Source organism: Bradyrhizobium liaoningense (genome assembly GCF_018130785.1).
Taxonomy (GTDB): Bacteria; Pseudomonadota; Alphaproteobacteria; order Rhizobiales; family Xanthobacteraceae; genus Bradyrhizobium; species Bradyrhizobium liaoningense_A.
On the sequence record NZ_JAFCJT010000036.1, the window covers coordinates 23840 to 42567 of the forward strand.

Annotated in this window: 18 protein-coding genes; 6 read left to right on the forward strand and 12 right to left on the reverse strand. The window is 60.9% G+C overall.

All coding sequences use genetic code 11. The annotated features are described in order from the left end of the window. Window positions 1-2 precede the first annotated feature (2 nt). From JQ627_RS36610 to JQ627_RS36620, 3 genes are all read left to right on the forward strand, one after another. Window positions 3-470, forward strand: a complete 468-nt coding sequence (locus JQ627_RS36610) for a DUF302 domain-containing protein (protein ID WP_212489192.1) — start codon at window positions 3-5, stop codon at window positions 468-470. Window positions 471-502: 32 nt separating this feature from the next. Next, complete coding sequence (locus JQ627_RS36615; protein ID WP_212489193.1) at window positions 503-820, forward strand: hypothetical protein; 318 nt, start codon at window positions 503-505, stop codon at window positions 818-820. Window positions 821-1485: 665 nt separating this feature from the next. Further along, entirely contained in the window at window positions 1486-1683 is a 198-nt protein-coding gene (locus JQ627_RS36620; protein WP_249143690.1) for a hypothetical protein, read from the forward strand. A gap of 200 nt (window positions 1684-1883) precedes the next feature. On the opposite strand, the gene JQ627_RS36625 is transcribed toward JQ627_RS36620, so the two are convergent. Next, on the reverse strand, window positions 1884-2033 hold the full coding sequence (locus JQ627_RS36625) for a hypothetical protein (protein ID WP_212489194.1): 150 nt from the start codon (window positions 2031-2033) through the stop codon (window positions 1884-1886). Between the two features lie 358 nt (window positions 2034-2391). Then, window positions 2392-2556, reverse strand: coding sequence for a hypothetical protein (locus JQ627_RS36630; protein ID WP_212489195.1), 165 nt, complete (start codon window positions 2554-2556; stop codon window positions 2392-2394). A 473-nt stretch (window positions 2557-3029) separates the two neighbouring features. Between JQ627_RS36630 and JQ627_RS36635 the strand changes: the two genes are divergently transcribed. Together JQ627_RS36635 and JQ627_RS36640 are read left to right on the forward strand one after the other, a co-directional pair. Then, complete coding sequence (locus JQ627_RS36635) at window positions 3030-4004, forward strand: glycosyltransferase (protein WP_212489196.1); 975 nt, start codon at window positions 3030-3032, stop codon at window positions 4002-4004. 566 nt (window positions 4005-4570) lie between these two features. After that, entirely contained in the window at window positions 4571-6121 is a 1551-nt protein-coding gene (locus tag JQ627_RS36640) for a winged helix-turn-helix domain-containing tetratricopeptide repeat protein (protein WP_212489197.1), read from the forward strand. Between the two features lie 1153 nt (window positions 6122-7274). Here JQ627_RS36640 and JQ627_RS36645 read toward each other — a convergent pair. Together JQ627_RS36645 and JQ627_RS36650 are read right to left on the reverse strand one after the other, a co-directional pair. After that, the gene (locus JQ627_RS36645) at window positions 7275-9053 is read right to left on the reverse strand and encodes an adenylate/guanylate cyclase domain-containing protein (protein WP_249143691.1); all 1779 of its coding nucleotides are present in this window, start codon (window positions 9051-9053) and stop codon (window positions 7275-7277) included. Between the two features lie 286 nt (window positions 9054-9339). After that, window positions 9340-10254, reverse strand: a complete 915-nt coding sequence (locus tag JQ627_RS36650; RefSeq protein WP_249143699.1) for an AraC family transcriptional regulator — start codon at window positions 10252-10254, stop codon at window positions 9340-9342. A gap of 492 nt (window positions 10255-10746) precedes the next feature. Here JQ627_RS36650 and JQ627_RS36655 point away from each other — a divergent pair, with 492 nt between their 5' ends. After that, window positions 10747-11427: a TetR/AcrR family transcriptional regulator gene (locus tag JQ627_RS36655; protein WP_212489199.1), complete on the forward strand. Its 681-nt coding sequence runs from the start codon at window positions 10747-10749 to the stop codon at window positions 11425-11427. A gap of 242 nt (window positions 11428-11669) precedes the next feature. Here the strand turns inward: JQ627_RS36655 and JQ627_RS36660 are convergent, their stop codons facing one another. From JQ627_RS36660 to JQ627_RS36695, 8 genes are all read right to left on the reverse strand, one after another. Continuing rightward, window positions 11670-11960 (reverse strand): DUF1330 domain-containing protein, encoded by a 291-nt coding sequence (locus JQ627_RS36660; RefSeq protein ID WP_249143692.1) that lies wholly within the window; start codon window positions 11958-11960, stop codon window positions 11670-11672. Window positions 11961-11997: 37 nt separating this feature from the next. Then, window positions 11998-12903, reverse strand: coding sequence for an NAD(P)-dependent oxidoreductase (locus tag JQ627_RS36665; RefSeq protein ID WP_212489200.1), 906 nt, complete (start codon window positions 12901-12903; stop codon window positions 11998-12000). Between the two features lie 72 nt (window positions 12904-12975). Then, window positions 12976-14250 (reverse strand): amino acid ABC transporter substrate-binding protein, encoded by a 1275-nt coding sequence (locus JQ627_RS36670; RefSeq protein ID WP_212489201.1) that lies wholly within the window; start codon window positions 14248-14250, stop codon window positions 12976-12978. A gap of 37 nt (window positions 14251-14287) precedes the next feature. Further along, complete coding sequence (locus JQ627_RS36675) at window positions 14288-15019, reverse strand: ABC transporter ATP-binding protein (RefSeq protein ID WP_249143693.1); 732 nt, start codon at window positions 15017-15019, stop codon at window positions 14288-14290. Next, the gene (locus JQ627_RS36680; RefSeq protein WP_249143694.1) at window positions 15009-15773 is read right to left on the reverse strand and encodes an ABC transporter ATP-binding protein; all 765 of its coding nucleotides are present in this window, start codon (window positions 15771-15773) and stop codon (window positions 15009-15011) included. The genes JQ627_RS36675 and JQ627_RS36680 overlap by 11 nt, the downstream gene beginning before the upstream one ends. Beyond that, window positions 15770-16768, reverse strand: a complete 999-nt coding sequence (locus JQ627_RS36685) for a branched-chain amino acid ABC transporter permease (protein WP_212489202.1) — start codon at window positions 16766-16768, stop codon at window positions 15770-15772. The genes JQ627_RS36680 and JQ627_RS36685 overlap by 4 nt, the downstream gene beginning before the upstream one ends. Beyond that, a complete protein-coding gene (locus JQ627_RS36690; protein ID WP_212489203.1) occupies window positions 16768-17646 on the reverse strand; it encodes a branched-chain amino acid ABC transporter permease in 879 nt (292 codons plus the stop codon). Before JQ627_RS36690 ends, JQ627_RS36685 begins: the two co-directional genes overlap by 1 nt. A gap of 98 nt (window positions 17647-17744) precedes the next feature. Next, window positions 17745-18725, reverse strand: coding sequence for a quinone oxidoreductase (locus tag JQ627_RS36695; protein ID WP_212489204.1), 981 nt, complete (start codon window positions 18723-18725; stop codon window positions 17745-17747). Window positions 18726-18728: the final 3 nt, after the last annotated feature.

Genomic DNA, 18728 nt, shown 5'->3' on the forward strand with positions numbered 1-18728 from the left:
TCATGAGGCTCTTCACACTGATCCGGATCTTCGCGCTGATCTCGGCATGTTTCTGGGAGACGCAGGCTATGGCTACAGACGGACTCATCACCATCAAGAGCAGTTTTGGCCCACAGGACACGATGACGCGGCTCGAGACCGAGGTGAAGGCCAAGGGCCTCACCGTGTTTGCCCATGTCGATCATGCCGCCGGTGCTGCCGCCGTCGGCATGACTCTGCGACCGACCGATCTCCTCATCTTCGGCAACGCCAAGGGCGGCACGCCGTTGATGCAGCAGGCGCAGACCATCGGCATCGATTTGCCGCTGAAGGCGCTGGTCTGGCAGGACGAGCAAGGCGCGACCTGGCTGTCGTACAACGATCCGGCCTATCTCGGCGGCCGTCACGGCGTCGGCGAGCCCGCCAGGACCGCCATCGGCGCGATGACCGCCGCGCTGCATGCGATCGCGACCAAGGCCACAGCACCGTAAGCGCGCCACGACGGCCGCGCGAGGAGAGGTTCATGAACGTGACCGGCGAGCAACCCGCGTCGCCCAAGGCGAAAGACAGCAAGCTCGCCCGATGGCTGGTCATCGCGGTGCTGTGCGCCATGCTCGTCGCCGCCTGCGTTCTCGGCTATCTCGGCTGGACCAGCACGGATACCAGCGTGCCGGCGTCCGGCTATGTCGCACTGGTGCTCGGCGTCGTGTTCTCGCTGGTCGTCGGCGTCGGCCTGATGGCACTGGTGTTTTACAGCAGCCGCAAAGGCTATGACGAGCCGGTGGTGCTGATCCGGGAGCCGGAGAGCGATGCGGACGACGGACAGAGCGGCCCGCGCTGAGCCGTAAACATCGACCTGTCGAACAGCAGTCTTCCCAGGATGGGTAGAGCGGAGCGAAACCCATCGCGCTTTTGTCTGCGCCGAAGCTTGATGGGTTTCGCAAGTGCTCTACCCATCCTACGGCCTCGCAGACACACCTTCGCATCCTCGCGGCGCATTTCGCCCGAGCTTTGCTCACTCCACCCTCCAAACCAAGAGGGCGCAGGGAAGGCCGGGTGCTGACGTTGCACCCGCGGTCCGCTGCGCGAAAGTGTAGCGCAAGGAAACCGCACAGCAGCATACAGGTGGTGCCAATCACTCGGCCTTCCCTGCGCGATGGTTGGACGTCTTATGCCGTGCTCTCCCGGGAGCCGAGTTCCTTCTGGCCTCCCTCACGCTTGCGAAAGTCACCAGCACCGCGCCGGTTGACGCGACTGCCGCATCCGCAAAGCACTTGACCGTAGCAACGACGGCCAGGACCACACGTCTATGTTTTGGCATTCGGTGAAACACCGCAAATCTAAGAAAACCCTTTGAAATAAGCACTTTATGCGTAGGCTTGTTTCGGGCTGTTCCTGCGGGGTTCGCCAAATCTAGGGCCGGGACCTAAACGTTTCAGCGTCCGCACGACAAACTGAAAGCTCAAATCCCGGCCCCTTGGTCTCAAGCATAGGAGCCGAAACCACATGGATACTACCATTGCCGCCGCCCCCTCGGGCAAGCGGGGCCGCAAGAGCAGCGTCATCCTGATCGACCGCATGTGCGAGAAGCGGGTGACCAAGCGCACCAAAATCTACGACCGCAAATGCCCCGGCCTCTACGTCAGCATCACAACCGCCGGGGTTGCGACCTTCTCGTTCAAGTTCACCGATATGTGCAGATAAGGTCGCCTGCGCGGCTCACCCCTCTATCAACCCCCAAAGCACGATCAGGTAATAGACCACTACCGCGACGACAACATTGATCGCAACTATTAGCAAAACATCGTTAGGTAAGATCGGTTTTCGTCCAGCCATCGCGGCGATCCTAGCCGGACTGAGACACCCTGACCGCTCACAAATGATGGTCGATGCACGTTCCTCCGCTACTGTTGCGTTAACGCCGCAGATGGTTCCATTCCATGAATATAAGCCTGATCGCGGCGATCGTCAGCTGTGGCTTGCCAAGCGGCTACGGCAAAGTAGGCAGTGAGCGCCAGAGCAATCGCGACCAAAACAGAATTGAACTGGGTCATCGATCGGCCCTCCTTTTATACAGAGAAGCACCTTCGATTTGGGTGCGCACGACTTAACGCTGCACATCTAGAAGTTTACGCGCGCAATCCACAGAGAAAGAGGTTAACGAGCGCCATGCTTGTTGGCAGGAACGTATTGAGGCCGCTTAAGCAGCTCCGGCAGCCGGGCAATTGCCTTCGCAATCCGCCTCGCCCTCATCGCGCCACAGGTACTTCCCTGCATATTGATAGCTCCACGCATGAAGGTCCTCCCGATGGAAAGGCCAGCTAATGGCCGACCCGGCAATGCGCGACCAGTACATCAGGATGACTGACGCTTACGAAGCCATGACGGAGAACGAAGAGCGTATAACGCGGCTCACTGCGGCCAATCCTTGTAGAGCGTGATACCGATCATGATCAGCGAGCCGATTGCGACGACCACCGGGCAGATAAACGGCAACTCTTCCAGCACGCCGATAGCGACCGCCCGGACGCGGAGAGTTCTCTTCATACGCGCAAAGCGCCAGCCTGCCGCACCCATCGAACGTCTCCGGTTGGCCCCCAGCAGCCGCCACCCCACTCTTCAGCGCGGAGCGATCTTCGGCTATTGCCCATTCGGATGTATCCCTAGACCAAGGTGAAGGAACCCTTGCAAGTCTCGCGTCCGCATTGCTCTCAGAGGGCGACGTTGAAGCCGACATTGCTGCACGGGTGACTGCTCTAGCTACCAATCGAATTCCTCCGGTTGCTAGACGGTGCTGGCCTCACCGGAGGTGAAAGTCACAGAGCACGCTGCAACCTACTTCGTCCCCGATACTGAGACCCTTTGACGCGGCGGGTTAGGCAGTCCCGCCGCGTCATGCGAATGGACGATGACTGTGATCGCTTCACTGCCTAGCCTTCGGCAAACTCGGCTTGCTCAGCGGGAGAACGCTCGGCGTTGCCTGCGGATGAGTTTCGACGGCACGTGGGGACGGCCTCCAGCAGCCGCTTCGATCACCGAGGAGCTACTGAATGCACAAGTTGCAGGCCCTCCCACGTGGTAGTTCCCGACGTTCGGAACCCCGGCCGTTCATTTCGGTCGCGATCCCAACCTTTCGACGTCCTTTTGGGCTGCAACGCGCGATCGAAAGCGTGCAGCAGCAGGACTTCTCCGATTGGGAAATGGTGATCAGCGACGACGAAGGGCTAGTGGGCGAGAGTTGTCACCTCTTGTCCGAATATGTCAGCACAGAACCGCGCATCCGAGTGGTCGAGAACCGCAGAGGCCGTGGTCAGGTCGAGAACACGAACAATGCGATGCTTGCGTGTCGCGGTCCCTGGATCAAATTGTTGCATGACGACGACTGGCTCGCACCAGGGGCGCTTACGTCTTTCGCGAGACTTGCGTTGGCCTACCCCGCCGCGGCATTCATCACCTCCACAAGCCATCTCGTTCAAGACAAAGGCACAAAGTACCGGCAAGGGGGTGAGATTTACGTGTATTCGGGCCAACAGTGCCTGACTGATCTCTATTTGGTGGGCAAAACGCGGTCGCTCGGAATTGTCCCATCGACGCTGTTGGTCAATAGCAACGTCGTCAAAGCCGGCTGCCTGATGCGAAACTACAAGTCGATAAGTTGGGGGGTGGACCAACTGTTCTTCATTGATCTGGCCTGCCATGGTGACATGGTGGCGATAGACGATGGTCTTATCTTTTACGACATGACCAACCACCCCTGCATCACGGCAGACGGGTCGTTCACTCACATTGACCAAGAGACTGTCGATCTCAAACGCCTCACTTGGAGCCTTTTGGAAGATAAAGGAGCACTTCCCGATCCTGAAACGGTCGTGCGTGCGTTGCGTGTTGCTCGACTACGCGGACGGATCGGCCGGCAGCCACTCGGCGCAACGATCCGTGACGCAATCCAAATCCTGCGCCCCTCGGTCCTGATGGCTCTCAACAAGATCATCCGTGCTCGGGCGCGCGCGCCGAGTGCAATTTAATTCATCCTTTCTGCGGGAACGCTCTGATCTGATAGCGCAGCTAACTGACCGCCGCTCGAAATAGCAAGGTCCGCTATGGGGCCAAAGGCTGACCTCGGCATCTTGCAGGAGCTTTGTCCGTTCACCGCCTAGCAGCAGACATCGGGGTGCAAGAGCTCATCATATTCATCGATCTCCTCTTAGCAGGTCTGTTCGCTTTTGCACAAACAGCTACGGGGGCGTTCGCCTCAGCCCGCCTCGCCCGAGCGCGCGGCCAGTCGCTTGCCCGACCGGCCTCGTCGGCTGCGACCGCGCGGAGGTCGCCAGTAGTGACAGTCTCAGGCATCGCGTTACCGCAGGATAGCTCACTTCCGCTTTCGGCGGCATAGCCGACCTGCCCGGACTTGCCGCTGGCCAACCCGGTCGCGAATGACCAAAACCGGAGTTGGGCTCCGCTGCATTCACATGAGATGCCACGGCTCAAACCCGCTCAACCATCGGTTTACATGTTTCATGCCAGCGGCTTATCCTTTGGGTGCGCGAAGATGCCTTCCTGCGAAGGGAGGACACCGTGAGGGGTTCGCAACTTGCGCTATCGCTTCGAGGAATTCGCATTTGACATCGACCGACGCGAACTGCATCGCGGGGCAGAGGTCGTTTCCATTACACCGCAGGTGTTCGATCTGCTCGAATACCTAATCCGAAACAGGGAGCGCGTCGTCAGCAAGGACGACCTTATCAACGCCGTTTGGAATGGTCGCATCGTGTCCGATGCTGCGCTTACGACCCGCCTGAATGCTGTCCGCGCTGCCATCGGCGATACCGGCGAGGAGCAGCGCCTCATCAAGACGCTTCCGCGCAAGGGCTTCCGTTTCGTCGGACAGGTGCGGGAGGCTCCAGAAGTTGCGGGCCAAAATCCGGGCGATGCGCCCGAGAGCGCTCCTGCGCTCCCGGACAGGCCCTCCATCGCCGTATTGCCGTTCGAGAACATGAGCGGCGATCCCGAGCAGGAATATTTCGCGGATGGAATGGTTGAGGAGATCATCACCGCGCTTTCGCGGTTCAAATGGCTGTTCGTGATCGCCCGCAATTCCAGCTTTACCTACAAGGGCAAGGCGGTGAACGTGAAGCAGGTCGGGCATGAGCTGGGCGTGCGCTATATCCTTGAGGGGTCTGTGCGCAATGCAGCGGGGAAAGTTCGCATAGCAGGGCAGTTGATTGACGCGGTGACCGGCGCGCACATCTGGGCGGATCGGATCGAGCGCGACCTGACAGACGTTTTCGCGCTTCAGGACGAAGTGACGGTCGCCGTTGTCTCAGCTATCGAGCCAAAATTGGTTCAAACGGAAATCGCAATGGCGGCGCGGCGCCGACCGGAGAACCTCACCGCCTATGATTTTTATCTCCGCGCTCTGCCGCAGTCTTACCTGGCGACCCGCGAAGGGTTGGCCGACGCGATCAGGTTGGCTCACCGCGCCTTGGAACTGCACTCTCGGTTCGGCGGTGCCGCGGCTCTCGCAGGTCTCTGTCACATGCGAAACGTCCTTTTCGGCTATGCTGGCGATCCCCAGTTCGACCGCAGGGAAGCCGTTCGGCTTTCTCGCTTGGCATTGAGCGTCGACGATAGTGATCCAGATACGTTAGCAGCGGCTGCTGTAATCTCGGCGTTCATGATTGGCGATTGTGAAAGTGAGATCGAAATGGCTGACCGCGCGGTTGCGCTCAATCCCAATTCATTTGGCGCATGGTCCGCCAGAGGCTGGGTCTGTAGAGCTGCGGGGCTACCGCAGGAAGCGGTCCAGAGCTTCGAACGTGCCATTCGCGTGAACCCGATAGACCCGCTGCTACATTCGTCGTTTGTCGGGATGGGCATAGCCTTGATCGAGCTTCGTCGCTTTGACGAGGCCATCGTCGCAGCCAAGAAAGCCCAACGCCAGAAATCCTCCTATTGGCCAGCTTACTGCTGTCTCGCGTCCGCTTTCGCCCATCGCGCGCGCGAGGCTGAGGCCCGCGAGGCGTTGGCGCGTCTGCTTGAGTTCGATCCCGCCTTTACAATATCAGCGTTCATCGCGCGGGGCGGGCAATCAAACGCGAAGCTGTTGATTGAGGGTCTTCGGAAAGCTGGGTTGCCCGAATGAGCGGTGGACAGCTGCAGCGCATAGTGGACATTGGGTGCGGCGCACGTCCCTGTCACTGCAACCACGGATTTTCGCGCAGCAAATATCCAGACCTCTCGGCGTCGCGCGGTCCCCGCGCTTTGGGGCGCTCTCCAAAGGACCCTGCCGACCGATTGCGGAGGGACCGCGACAACTTCACACGCCCGGATAGCGTCACGCGCCGCACGTCATCACGATCACGAAAACTGCCAAGTTTACCTGTTCCGTTAACTTTTCATTAACCGGGTCCGCGCACCATCGATCCCGTTCTGAGGGGACACTGCGTCGCTTCTTGTCTTGTCGCCACGCATCGTCACCACGACGCGACCGTGCGTCAGCATTAAGCGCACGACCCTCACCAATCCCTCCCGCTGGTTTCCGGCCGCACGGCATCACGCTACCGCGTCACCATCGCCACCCTCGCGCGCGTCACGGCATCTTACGGTCGCAGCCTGCTACCGAAAGCGCGCCCGCATCACGGCGCGGACAGGCGACCGATAGCGGACCGCATCACCTCATCGCGTCATCACCACGTGGACGGACCGGGCCGCGCCAGCGCCATGTGAAACTAGGGCCTATTAGGGCCCGGCAGGTTCGGTCGGGCCATTCGTCGATCCGGAAGCAGTCGCAATATGCATACGTTTTCAGGCATTTACGCCGATTTCAACAGACCGAAGAAATCGCTGGCGGAAAGGACCACACGGTTTTGCCGTACGCACGGCCCGCCATGTCGCCGCAGTTTTTCCAGCCCTGTCGACGGAGCCCGAAACTTGCAGGCGAGACGAAGCCTGACAGCGCCGCTCATCCAGCACGAAGTCTTGGGCTCACGGAGAGCAATCCGCCCTGCCCAACGCCTCTCGCGCCCGACGCTGCCGCGTCCACCGCAAGCCCGGCTCGCGACACGTGACGACACAAGATCGCCCCTCAAGGATGAGCCGGGATGGGCGACACATACGACATTTCCGGGGTTGACGGGGTGATGGGTGTTTTGCCCGGAGGGTCTCTGTCACACAAACCGAGCCAAATCTCACGGGCAAGCAGAAGTCGCTGGCGGCGGACATGAAGGACGGAAACGTCCAAAATCTCCGGGGATTCCCGGACGTTTGCGGCGACGGTGCGCTGCGCGGCCTCGGCGCTATTCCAGCATTCCAGCCTTGCGCATTCCCTCGATAAACATCTCCGCGTCTTCCGAACGCTGAAATGGAACCCAGCTCTTCAGCTGTGAAATTCGCAAATCCGGGTCAACGTTTTGTAGTCGCTTGACCATTGAATACGCTTCGTCGGTCCGATTCAGTACGGAACAGGCAACTGTCGCGAATCTGAGCGCAGATGGGAAAGATGGACGACGCGTAAGCGCCTTGCTGATCCACTCTAATGCTTCCACGGGCCTGTGAAGAAAAAGCAGCGCGATACCCATGGCTGTTTCCGCCTGATGTATCTCAGGATCGATTGGATTGAGACGCATTGTGTGGCTGACCTCGGCCAGAGCCTTTTCGTGCTTTCCGAGATAGATGCTCGTCCAGCACCGCGCTTGCCAAGCCCGAAACAGGTTTGGATTAACTGACAGCGCTTGGTTGGCAAGGGTATCGGCGGTTTGCGCATCACGTGCAGCAAAGCCAAAAAACTGCGCCGCACAAGCCAGGGCTACGGCGTCGTCCTGACCAAACTCTACGGCAAGTAAAGCAAATTGCTTCCCCAGAGCCAGTTGCTCGGTATCGTTTCTCGCCCAACCGATGCTGTGGCGGAGACGGTAGCATTCTGACGCCAATCCATATGCTGCCGCAAATGACGGGTCCAGATCGATCGCCTGCTTGAAGTGCTGTAATGCCTCCACATTGCTGTCAGGACTCATCAGCTGCAATCGGGAGATACCACGATAATAGTAGTTGCAAGCATCGAGACTTTGAGTTGGCTTTCGGGCCGACCTTTCGATTTCTGCTTGTTGTAGCTTCGGAGCGATCGCTCCGACTAGCTTCTTGGTAACCTGATCTTGCAGTTCAAAGATGTCGTCAAGCGCACCATCGAATTTCTCTGCCCACAAATGCGCTCCAGTAGCCGCTTCGATCAATTGGCCCGTAATGCGCACGCGTCCACCCACTTTTCTTACACTGCCTTCCAGGACATAACGTACGCCGAGCTCCCGACCGACTTGCTTGATGTCGACCGGCTTGCCCTTGTAGGTGAACGACGAGTTACGAGCGATTACAAATAGAGATTTGAACCTCGACAACGCGGTGATGATGTCTTCCACGATGCCGTCGGCGAAGTATTCCTGCTCCGCGTCACCGCTCATGTTTTGAAACGGCAGAACCGCGATGGACGGTTTGTCGGGAAGGGCGAGCATCGGGCTTGGCGCACGTTCCTCCGCTGCTGCGGCCGCGCCGTCTGGCATCCCGAGGCGCCAGGCGCGCATCGGTACGACGATATTCTTGAGGGTTTGCTCGCCGATGTCTTCGAAGACGATGTCAAGCTTGCCGCGAACCTGGCGTTGGGCATCGTCCGAGATGCAGACGCCTCCTGGTTTCGCGATGCTTTCCAGCCGCGCGGCGATGTTTACACCGTCGCCGAAGATGTCATCGTCATCAATAATAATGTCGCCAACGTGCACGCCAATCCGGAATTCGACCCTCGTTTCCTGCGGAATATCCGCGTTTTGCCTGGCCATGCCGCGCTGGACTTCGATCGCACATCGAACCGCATCGACAGCACTCGCAAACTCAATCAGCAGACCGTCGCCAGTTGTCTTGACGATACGGCCGCGATGTGCCGCCACGGTGGGATCGATCATCGTCTGCCTGGCGGTCTTTAGATCTGCGAGCGTGCGTTCCTCGTCACGGCCCATCAGGCGGCTATAGCCGGCGACATCCGCCGCCAGCACTGCCGCTAACCGCCGCTCCATTCGCTCGCCGCTCAATTCAGTCTCCAATTAGGTAACGGATTGCCGGTTGTCGAAGCACAGCGGGCGGCAGTCGCGTGGGGTCGGGAACCGACCTTCCGCGAACCGCGCTATGATTGCCGCGCGACTCTCGAAGCCGTGCGCTCGCCTGCTGCTATCGAACACCGCCGCAGCGACCAGCTCCGTCTCTCCGATGGCTAGCGCCATAGTGCGTCTCCCTTGATCATGGCGCGCGCCGGGTTGGTTTAGCGACCGGAGCTACAGCCGCCCCAGAGCAATTGCCCTATCTGTAGAGCGATTGCTGTTACCTCATGCGTCGCCGCCAATCGCGTGGGGTTTCGCCGGTCAGCTTCCTGAAGGCCGCGGCGAAAGCGGTTTGGGACGCATAACCGAGCTCCGCTGCGATCGACACGATCGAAGCGTCTGTGTCGCGCAGCATGTTCATAGCCTGATCGAGCCGGTACTGACGCAGCCAGGCATGCGGTGAAAGCCCGGTGCTTTCCTTGAAGGCGCGGCAAAAGTGGAAGCGGGACAGGTCCGCCTCCGACGCGAGCGCGGCGAGCGAGACGTCAGCATCGCCGTCCGAGCGCAAGCGTTCGATCGCGCGCAGCAGCGTCTTCGGCGCCAGCCCGCCCCTGGCCGATTGGAGCGTGATTGGCGAACCCGAGTGCGCAGCCAGAAGGCGCGTGGCCAGGAGGTCTGTCAGTTGCTGCCTGAACAGCATGTCCAGGGCTTCATTGCCTTCCAGGACGTCCGCTGCGCTCAGGAGCAATCGGGACGTAATGGGGTCGGGATGCGCCGTTCGCTCCAGGAGTTCGGTCGAAGTGGCGGAATGGGACTCGTCGGCAACACGCTTCAGCGTTGTGTGAGGAAGATAGAGCTGAACCACATCAACAGGTTTTGGAATGTCCCATCGGGAGCTTGATCCTTCCGGAATGATAATCACAACCCCGGGACGAAACGTTCCAATCGCAACCGATCTTCCCGACCGCCGCTCCATGCGCTGCACCGAGCCGTTATAAGCCATGATGACGTGGTGATTCATGGGCTCGACAACGTCGTGCAACGGCTCATGTTTCCAGTGAGCGACCCCGGCACCGGAGTCATCCAAAGCCATGCTAAATGGTGTGGTCCCAAGCACCCGCGCCATCTCCACATCGGCAGGACGACGCGCGGCATTGGCCTGAGTGACTTGGCGCGGCTCAGCCGCGACTGACATATCTTCCTCCAAGGAGGCACGCAGGACATGTTTACTCATGAACGTATCCTCGCATTAGGGAGGCGATGTACGCTGACGGGGGCAAGCTCCCCCGTGATCAGGAGTCATTTGTTGCGCTGATCGGGAGGATCGCTTGGCCTGCTCACCGCTCATTTCGGCTCCAATCCAGCCATCGCATCGCTAGTTACCAAAGCCCTCCTGGCGGCAGCCCCGCTTGGCTGGGACTACCCTTCGGCGAACCGCGTCACGATTGGCGCGCGCCTCTCGAAGCCGTGCGTTTGCCTCATCGAGATCCTTGTTCTTGGACTCGGCCTTAGCGACTAGCTTCCGCCAGCACGGGAGCGTTCAGCTATTGCCATCCCCCACCGTCGACATCGGCGGTACGATCGGGGCAGTTCAGGTCTTTCAACCGGAATGGTAATGACCAGTACCCCAATTTCAAGTAAGGTAACGTACCGTACCCGTCAAGGGGTAATTTGGACGGAGTTTTCCATGGCTGTTGCTGCTCGCACTCGCTCAAAGCGGTCGACTCGGGAAAATCGGCGCACCGCCATTCTCGAGGCGGCCGCCCAAGTCTTCTTTGAACAGGGATACGCCGCGACCAGCATCGACGCGATCATCGAGCGCATCGGCGGCTCGAAGCGAACCATCTACAACGAGTTCGGAAGCAAGGAAGGCATATTCACCGCCCTGGTTACCGAGAACGCGGACGCCGCCGTTGCAGCGCTCTCCGTCGAGCGGTTTGCCGCCCGTAACCTCAGTGAAGTCCTGCTCGAATTTGGACGCCGACTGCTGGCGATCTACATGTCGCCTGCCGTCATCGGCATCTACCGCTCGATCATGACGGAGGCGCCGCGGTTTCCCAAGCTGGCCAAGGCTTTCTATGACAAGGGACCGGGCCGCGCCTCAGACCGCCTCGCCGACGTACTGGAAGACGCGAAGGCCCGCGGTGAAATTCAAATCGGGGACTGTCATTTAGCGGCGGACCACTTCGTTGGCATGCTACGCGACAACCTTCATCTGCGGGTCATCCTCGGATTGCGGCCGCCACCGTCGGCAGCGGAAGCCGAGGCCGCGGTGGCTTCCACGGTCAACATCTTCCTCTACGGAATCCATGGCGCGAAGCTGCCGCAACGCTCGAAGAGAGGCGCGCAATCAGGGGCGATGAGTTAGAATCTGCAGAGACCGAAATTCAAATAGATTCAATTTGATAGCAGAAGAACGCTACCTGCTTCCCCACATCACCCCAATATACGATATCTCATCCAATGTTCCGCCTAGGGCAAAGGCGGATATCCGGCGAGATAAGCGCTCAATCCGGGTTGTCGCCCACACGTGCCGGCGATCCGGATAGATCCTTCCAAGGATTGGGGGCGCACCAAGGCTCGAACCTGGGATCCGCTGATTGAGTACAATCACTTCTCGATGCCTTCGACTGCGACCATATGGCGTTCTGAAGTCCCAATCGTGTATCTCCGTGCCTCACTATATTCAGGGGAGTTGTAGCATTCGACAGCGGCCTCCAGGCTCGGAAAGCGTACCACAACGCTTCGCTCGTAATTGCCGCCCTCGAAAATGACCTGGTTGCCGCCTCGGGCGAGAAACACCCCGCCGTGCTTCTCGATCGCGGGACCGGCAAGCGCGGCATACTTCGCATAAGTATCGGCATCCGTGACGTGAACGCGTGAGCACCAATAGGCAGTCATAATCCATCCTTTTCTGTGTTTAGGTCGAGAGAAACAGTCAGGGCTTTCTCCCGGCAGGACGCACGAAGCCATTCATGCGCTCCAGAACGGCGCAGATCGACGCTGTGTCGCGTAAGGCAAAGCCCAGTCCGTCGCCGGCCCGGTACAACTGTTCAGCGGCGGCGTAGACCGGCAGCGCGCATCCCAACTCCGCCGCAAAACCCGAGATGATCGACAGATCCTTGAGGTGGGTGCGAATCGTCGCCGTTGGCGTGTCGTAGTTGTCGTCACGCATCAGCGGCCCGCGCATCTGGAACATGCGCGACGTCGCGGCGCTGTCGGCCAGCGTCTCGTAGACCAGGCCCGGATCAATTCCTGCCTTCATGCCGAGCAACATGGCTTCGGCAGCCGCGGCGTTGTGGATCGTGACGAGGTGATTGGCGATGTATTTCATGATGCTGCCTGCACCGAAACGGCCAAGATAGACCTGCCGCCGCGACATCGCGGCAAGGGCCGGTCCGCAGCGCGTGAAGGCGTGCTCGTCGCCGCTTCCAAGGATCACGAGATCGGCCGTCGCCGCCTGCGCGCCGGTGCCACTCACCGGGCAATCGAGCAGTGTCTTTCCCGCATTATCCATCGCGGCAAGCGCTGCGCGCTTTGCGGACAAGGCGAGCGTCGAACACTCGATCAATATCTGCCCCGAGCGGCTCGCGCCTGCGACACCCGTGGGTCCGTCGATTGCTTCGGCGAGCGCAGCCGCGCTCGGCAGCGACGCGAAACTGATTGCGGCAGCCTCCGCCACATCCTTCGGCGACAGCGCGGCCCTGCCGCCCATTGCGACAAGACGATCCCGCGCCGCCGGCGCGGGATCGTATCCGATCACGGCAAAACCCGCCTTGATCAGGTTCCGCGCCATGGCGGAGCCCATGATCCCGATGCCGAGCATGCCGATCGTTTCAGTCATGGTTTTCGTTTCTTCTTCTGGATTAGGCCCGGAGCGGCGCGTGCGTGCGGCGCTCCGGCAGGGCATGCGGCATCAGTTCTGCGCGTTCTTCTGCGCGTTCGTGAAAGGATAGACAAGGTCGCCGGACTTGTACTTCGGCGGGAAGATAATGACTTCCTTGCCGGGCTGGGTGAACTGCTGAACATCGTTACCCTTGATATTGCGGAACTGCACCGCGAACATGCGGGGCTCGACCCACTCGCCGTCGGGTCCGAACTTGATGTCGCCCACCACGGTCTGGAACGTGTTCTCGTGGATGTAGCTGATCAGCTTCTGCTGATCGACGCCGCCGGTCTTGGTCACGGCTTCTCCCAGCACCTGGAGCGCCGAGTAGACGAACGCGGGCACGTAGTAACCCAGCGCGTCGACGCCGACATCCGCCGCCTTCGCCTGGTACTTCTTCAGCATCTCCTCGATGCCCGGGAATTTGACGGTCGGCTCGGGAATGTACTGCTCGAAGCTGACGATGCCGTTCAGGGCCTCGCCGAGCTGCTGCTTGATCGCGGCATATTGGGTGCCGACCATGGCGCCACCAAACACCTTCGGCTCGAGATTGATCTCGTGCGCGGTCCGGATGATACCAACAGTATCGGACGGGTAGGACGCCACGAACACCAGGTCGGGCGACGTCGCCTGCAACGCCTTCAGCACCGGTGTGAAATTGACGGTCGTCGGCGGATAGACCTTGTCGTACACAACGGTGAGCCCGAGGCGCTTGGCCTGCATGCGGGCGCCTTCAAGCGCGTTCTTGGAGAATTCGGCGTCCGCTCCGACCAGTGCCACCGTAGTCGGCTTCGGGTTCATCGCGATCGCGTTCTCGAAGAAACCACGGGTCAGAGAGTCCTTTCCGTTCGGCCCATAGGGCTGGATCTGGAAGTAGCCCGGATATTTGAACTGCTCGTTGATCGCGAGCGCGAACATCCCCATGATCAGCCTTTTGTGCTGGATGATCGTCGGCATCGCCGGCGCGGTCTGGTTAGTGTTGTTCGAGAGCAGGAGATCGACCTTGTCGACGTCCAGCAGCTTCGAATAGATGCCGGGCACCAGGCCGGGATTGCTCTGGTCGTCATAGGCCACGAGCTCGACCTGCCGGCCGAGCAGACCCCCGGCCTTGTTGACCTCCTCAGCCCAGATCTGCGCACCGAGCAACGCCGCCTTACCGTTGCCGGCGAGCGGTCCCGTCAATTGCATGCCGAAGCCGATCTTGATCGGATCCGCCGCACGCGCCGCGTCGTTCGTCGCATAGAGTGCGGCGACCATTGTCGACAGCGCCAGTGTGACGCCCCTCAAGCCATTCAGCCGAAACATCCTCACGTATTCCTCCCTTGCTTTATTATTTCGAGTTCTACATTCCGAGGTAATGCTGTCGTATGAGATCGCTTTGCTGCATTTCCTCCGCACTCTCGCCTCGGAACGCGATTTCCCCGTGGACGATCACATAGCCCTTGTCGGCAATCCGCATCGCCTGCGTGAAATTCTGTTCCGCCATCAGCACTGTCAGATGATAACGCTCCTTGAGCTGTGCGATCATGTCGATGGTGCGGCTGACGAACAGCGGTGCGAGCCCGACCGAAGGCTCGTCGACGATCAGGATACTCGGCGCCGACATCAACGCCCGTCCGAGCGCCAGCATCTGCTGCTCGCCGCCGCTCATCGTGCCAGCGAGCTGCGAGCGGCGCTCGGCAAGCCGGGGAAATGCCTCGTAGCAATAGGCCATGTTGTCCTTCAGCCGTGCCCGGGCCGTGGGACGGTAGGCGCCCAGCAGGAGGTTTTCCTCGACCGTCAGGCGCGGAAACAGTCGCCGTCCCTCCGGAACCAGCGCCACGCCGAGGTCGATGATCTCCTCGGTCTCCTTGCCGATGAGATCATGATCCTTGCCGTCGATGGTCGCGACGATGCGCCCCGAACTCGGCCGGACCACGCCCATGATGGTCTTGATCAGCGTGCTCTTGCCGTTGCCGTTGGTACCGAGCAGCGTGACCGTCTCGCGCGGGGCGACGTTCATCGACACGTTGTGGAGGACTCGGACCGAACCGTAGCCGGCATAGATGTTGTCGATGCGAATGCTACTGGCCAAGATACGCCCCTATCACCCGTTCGTCCGCAATCACCTCTTTCGGCGCGCCGTCGGCGATCTTCTCGCCGGCAACAAGCACCGCGAGCCGCTCAGAAAACGCCATCACCGCACGCATAATGTGCTCGATGAAGATCACGGCGACGCCGCGCTTGTTGAGCGCGAGCAGCAGCGCCAGGATCTCGTCCACCTCGGAGTGCGACAGGCCTGCCAGCGCTTCATCGGACACCAGCAACGTCGGATCGGTCGCCATGGCGCGCGCCAGCTCCAGCTTGCGCATCTCGACCTGGGTGAGGTCGCCTGGCAGGCGATGGAGCTTGGCGCCGAGGCCGAACTCGCCGAGCAGGTCCGAACTGCGGCTGCGAATCTGCTGCTCGGTCAGATGCGTGCCACCGCGTGCATTGACGGCGTAGACCAGCGGGATCCGCAGATTGTCCAGCAGGGACAGGCTGTGAAACGGTCGCGGCAGCTGGAAGCTGCGTCCAAGCCCGAGCCGTGCGCGCTGATACGACGACAGATTGTCGATTGCCCTGCCCGCGAACGAGATCGAGCCGCCGTCGGTCTTCAGCGCGCCGCACAGGCAGTTTGTAAGCGTGCTCTTGCCTGAGCCGTTCGGGCCGATCAGCCCGAGCCGCTCCCCGGGGCGCACGGCGAGATCGACCTTGTTGAGTGCAACGAACCCGCCAAAGCGCTTGGTGATGCCTCGCGCATCCAAAATCAGTTCGTCAGCCGCCACCGCCGTTGCATAGGTCATCATTGGCTGCTCCGCTTCTCGGCCACCAGCATCGCGGCGAGCGGATTGGCCTCGGGATCCGCCTTCTTGCCGCCCATGGAACGGATCAATCCCAATATGCCGTTCGGCGCGGCGATCACGAAAATCACGAGCAAGACGCCGACCACGAGCAGATTAACCGACGACGAGATCAGCACCGTCATGGCCTGTTGCATGGTGCCGAGCAGAACCGCGCCGATCACCGGCCCGAGCCAGCTCGTGGTACCTCCCACCAGCGGCATCGCAACGCTGTTCACGGTATAGGCGAGGCTGAACGACGAGGTCGGCTCTACATAGGTCAGATAGAATGGCAGCGGTGCACCGGCCATTCCCATGAAGGTGCCGCTGACGGCCGCGGCGATCAGCTTGAGCCGCAGCACCGGAACGCCGGACGCGGCGGCCGCGGTCTCATCGTCGCGAATGGCCGCAAGACCAAAGCCGAAAGTCGAGCGTTCGATCACGCGTGCCGTGACGACCGCAGCAACCGCAAGTACCGTCATCAGGAAGAAGAGATAGGCGACGTAGCTTCCGAACACGGGAATCTCGCTCGGCCGCATGACATAGAGGCCACGCGAGCCGCCGACATATTCCCAGTTGGTGATGAAGGTCTGCACGACGACCGACAGCGCCAGCGTCGCGATGGTGAAGTAGACGCCCCGCAGGCGGATCGTCAGATAACCCATCGCGAGACCGACGGCCCCGCACAACAAACCTGCGATGGGAATGAGCACGGGAATGGGGAGATCGAGCCATTTGTTCAGCGCCGCAGCGCTGTAGAGCCCAATGGCCAGGAATGCCGTCGTACCGAAATTGACGTAGCCGACATACCCGCCGAGGATATTCCAGGCGGTGGCGAGCACAACATATTGCAGCACGAAGTAGGCCGCGAACACATAATATTCGTTGGTCACAAACATGCTGGCCCCGACCAACGCTGCGCCGACGAGACAAGCCAGGGCGATGAAGCGTCCGTTCGACATCAGGCTCTCCCGAACAGGCCGGCCGGCCTGACCACCAGGGCGATGAGCAGGAAGCCGAATGCGATGGCAGGCGACCAGGACGGACCGTAGAAGGTTGCCGTGATGCTCTCGGCCACGCCGACGATCACGGCGGCGATGAAGGTCCCGGGCAGCGAGCCGATGCCGCCGAGCACGCAGATCGCGAAAATCCTGCCGATATAGTCGCGCCCCATCGAGGGCTCGACCGGCTGGAGGATGATGAGGAAGGCCCCGGCCATGGCGGCGGTGGCCGTCGAGAGGCCGAAGGCAATCCGCTTGACGCGAACGGGCGCTGCCCCCATGAGCTGAAGCGCAAACTTGTCCTGCGCCACCGCCATGATGGCGCGTCCGGTGAAGGTGCGTGCGAAGAAGATCTGCAGGCCAACCAGGAGCAGCACCGAAGCCAGGAACGGGATCAGCATCCGGACCGGCAGCGAGACCGGTCCGATATTGTAGGACGGTCCGATATAGGGCGCTTCGACCAGGCGATAGTCGACGCCGAAGATGAGCTGAAGGCCAACCTCGGTGATGAACAGAAGGCCGAAGAAGAAGGCAAGGCCGCGGATGAGCTGCGTTCCGCGCCGCTCGAAGGCGAACTCGTAAGCGCTGTAAAGCAGCGTGCCGAGAAAGTAGAACGGAACGGTCGCCAGCACGCCGATCAGGATCGGATCCAGGCCGAACTGGGAATTGAGCACATAGGCAATGAACGAACCGAGCAGAATGAGGGCCGGATGAGCAATGTTGCTGATGCCGAGCATGCCGAAGGCGATCGAGATGCCGACCGCCATGGCGGCGTAAAAGCCCCCGACGAGAATGCCGGACACGATGGAATCGAGCAATAATCCTGCGAACTGTCCCATCCGCTGCCGGCCTCCTCCTCTTTGCGCACGCAATCGGCGCTATTGTTCTCGTTTCGGCGGTGGCATGGAGGCGGACGCGTCCGCCCCCATCGATCAAATCAGGGTATCAGCAACGACGATCCGCGCGTGGTTCCAGCTTCCAGATCGCGGTGGGCTGCGGCCGCCTCGGCGAGCGCGTAACGGTGTCCGATCATCGGCTTGATGATGCCCTTGCCGACCAGATCGAACACGGCGGCCGCCGATGCTACCAGATCGTCGCGGGCGGCGATGTAGGTCGCAAGCGTCGGCCGGGTATAATACAAAGATCCGTTCTTCTGGAGCAACGCCGCCTCGAGCGGTGGCGGCGCGCCGGTGGTGGCGCCGAAGGTGACGAAGAACCCGCGCGGGGCGAGCGAGGCCAGCGTGGCCTCGAAACTGTCCTTGCCGACGGAATCGAACGCGACTGCGACACCCTTGCCGTCCGTCAACGCCTTCACCCGGTCGGGAATCCTCTCGGTCTTGCGATCGATCACCACGTCATAGCCGTGCGAGAGCGCCAGCGCTGCCTTGTCGCCGCTGGTCACGCCGATCATGCGCGCACCGAGGTGCTTGCCCCATTGACCGGCAATCAGGCCGACGCCGCCGGAGGCGGCATAGAACAGCACCTGCTGCCCGGGCTTGACCGCGACGCAACGGTTCAAGAGATATTCCGCCGTCATGCCCTTCATCAACACGGCGGCGGCGGCCTCGTCGCTCACGGATTGCGGAATGGGTACGAGCCGTGCCGCCGGCATCAGCCGATGGCTCGCATAGGCGCCCGGCGCCGAGCCGCCGTAGGCGACGCGGTCGCCGACCTTGAACTCGGTCACGCCCGCGCCGACCGCCTCGACTACGCCCGCCGCCTCCGCGCCGACACCGGCCGGAAGATCCAGCGCATACGAGCCGTCGCGGAAATAGACGTCGATGAAGTTCAGCCCGATCGCGGTCTGCCGCATCAGCACTTCGCCGTTGCCGGGCGCGGCAAGTTCGACCGTCTCCAGCTTAAGGACGTCCGGCCCGCCCTGCGCGGCCATGCGAATTGCCTTGGCTTTGGTACCCATACG

Excerpts from the sequence above, each read along its gene's own strand:
- JQ627_RS36610 (WP_212489192.1), top strand. The coding sequence starts at position 3 with ATGAGGCTCTTCACACTGATCCGGATCTTCGCGCTGATCTCGGCATGT.
- JQ627_RS36615 (WP_212489193.1), top strand. The coding sequence starts at position 503 with ATGAACGTGACCGGCGAGCAACCCGCGTCGCCCAAGGCGAAAGACAGC.
- JQ627_RS36620 (WP_249143690.1), top strand. The coding sequence starts at position 1,486 with ATGGATACTACCATTGCCGCCGCCCCCTCGGGCAAGCGGGGCCGCAAG.
- JQ627_RS36625 (WP_212489194.1), bottom strand. The coding sequence starts at position 2,033 with ATGACCCAGTTCAATTCTGTTTTGGTCGCGATTGCTCTGGCGCTCACT.
- JQ627_RS36630 (WP_212489195.1), bottom strand. The coding sequence starts at position 2,556 with ATGGGTGCGGCAGGCTGGCGCTTTGCGCGTATGAAGAGAACTCTCCGC.
- JQ627_RS36635 (WP_212489196.1), top strand. The coding sequence starts at position 3,030 with ATGCACAAGTTGCAGGCCCTCCCACGTGGTAGTTCCCGACGTTCGGAA.
- JQ627_RS36650 (WP_249143699.1), bottom strand. The coding sequence starts at position 10,254 with ATGTCAGTCGCGGCTGAGCCGCGCCAAGTCACTCAGGCCAATGCCGCG.
- JQ627_RS36655 (WP_212489199.1), top strand. The coding sequence starts at position 10,747 with ATGGCTGTTGCTGCTCGCACTCGCTCAAAGCGGTCGACTCGGGAAAAT.
- JQ627_RS36660 (WP_249143692.1), bottom strand. The coding sequence starts at position 11,960 with ATGACTGCCTATTGGTGCTCACGCGTTCACGTCACGGATGCCGATACT.
- JQ627_RS36665 (WP_212489200.1), bottom strand. The coding sequence starts at position 12,903 with ATGACTGAAACGATCGGCATGCTCGGCATCGGGATCATGGGCTCCGCC.
- JQ627_RS36670 (WP_212489201.1), bottom strand. The coding sequence starts at position 14,250 with ATGTTTCGGCTGAATGGCTTGAGGGGCGTCACACTGGCGCTGTCGACA.
- JQ627_RS36680 (WP_249143694.1), bottom strand. The coding sequence starts at position 15,773 with ATGATGACCTATGCAACGGCGGTGGCGGCTGACGAACTGATTTTGGAT.
- JQ627_RS36685 (WP_212489202.1), bottom strand. The coding sequence starts at position 16,768 with ATGTCGAACGGACGCTTCATCGCCCTGGCTTGTCTCGTCGGCGCAGCG.
- JQ627_RS36690 (WP_212489203.1), bottom strand. The coding sequence starts at position 17,646 with ATGGGACAGTTCGCAGGATTATTGCTCGATTCCATCGTGTCCGGCATT.
- JQ627_RS36695 (WP_212489204.1), bottom strand. The coding sequence starts at position 18,725 with ATGGGTACCAAAGCCAAGGCAATTCGCATGGCCGCGCAGGGCGGGCCG.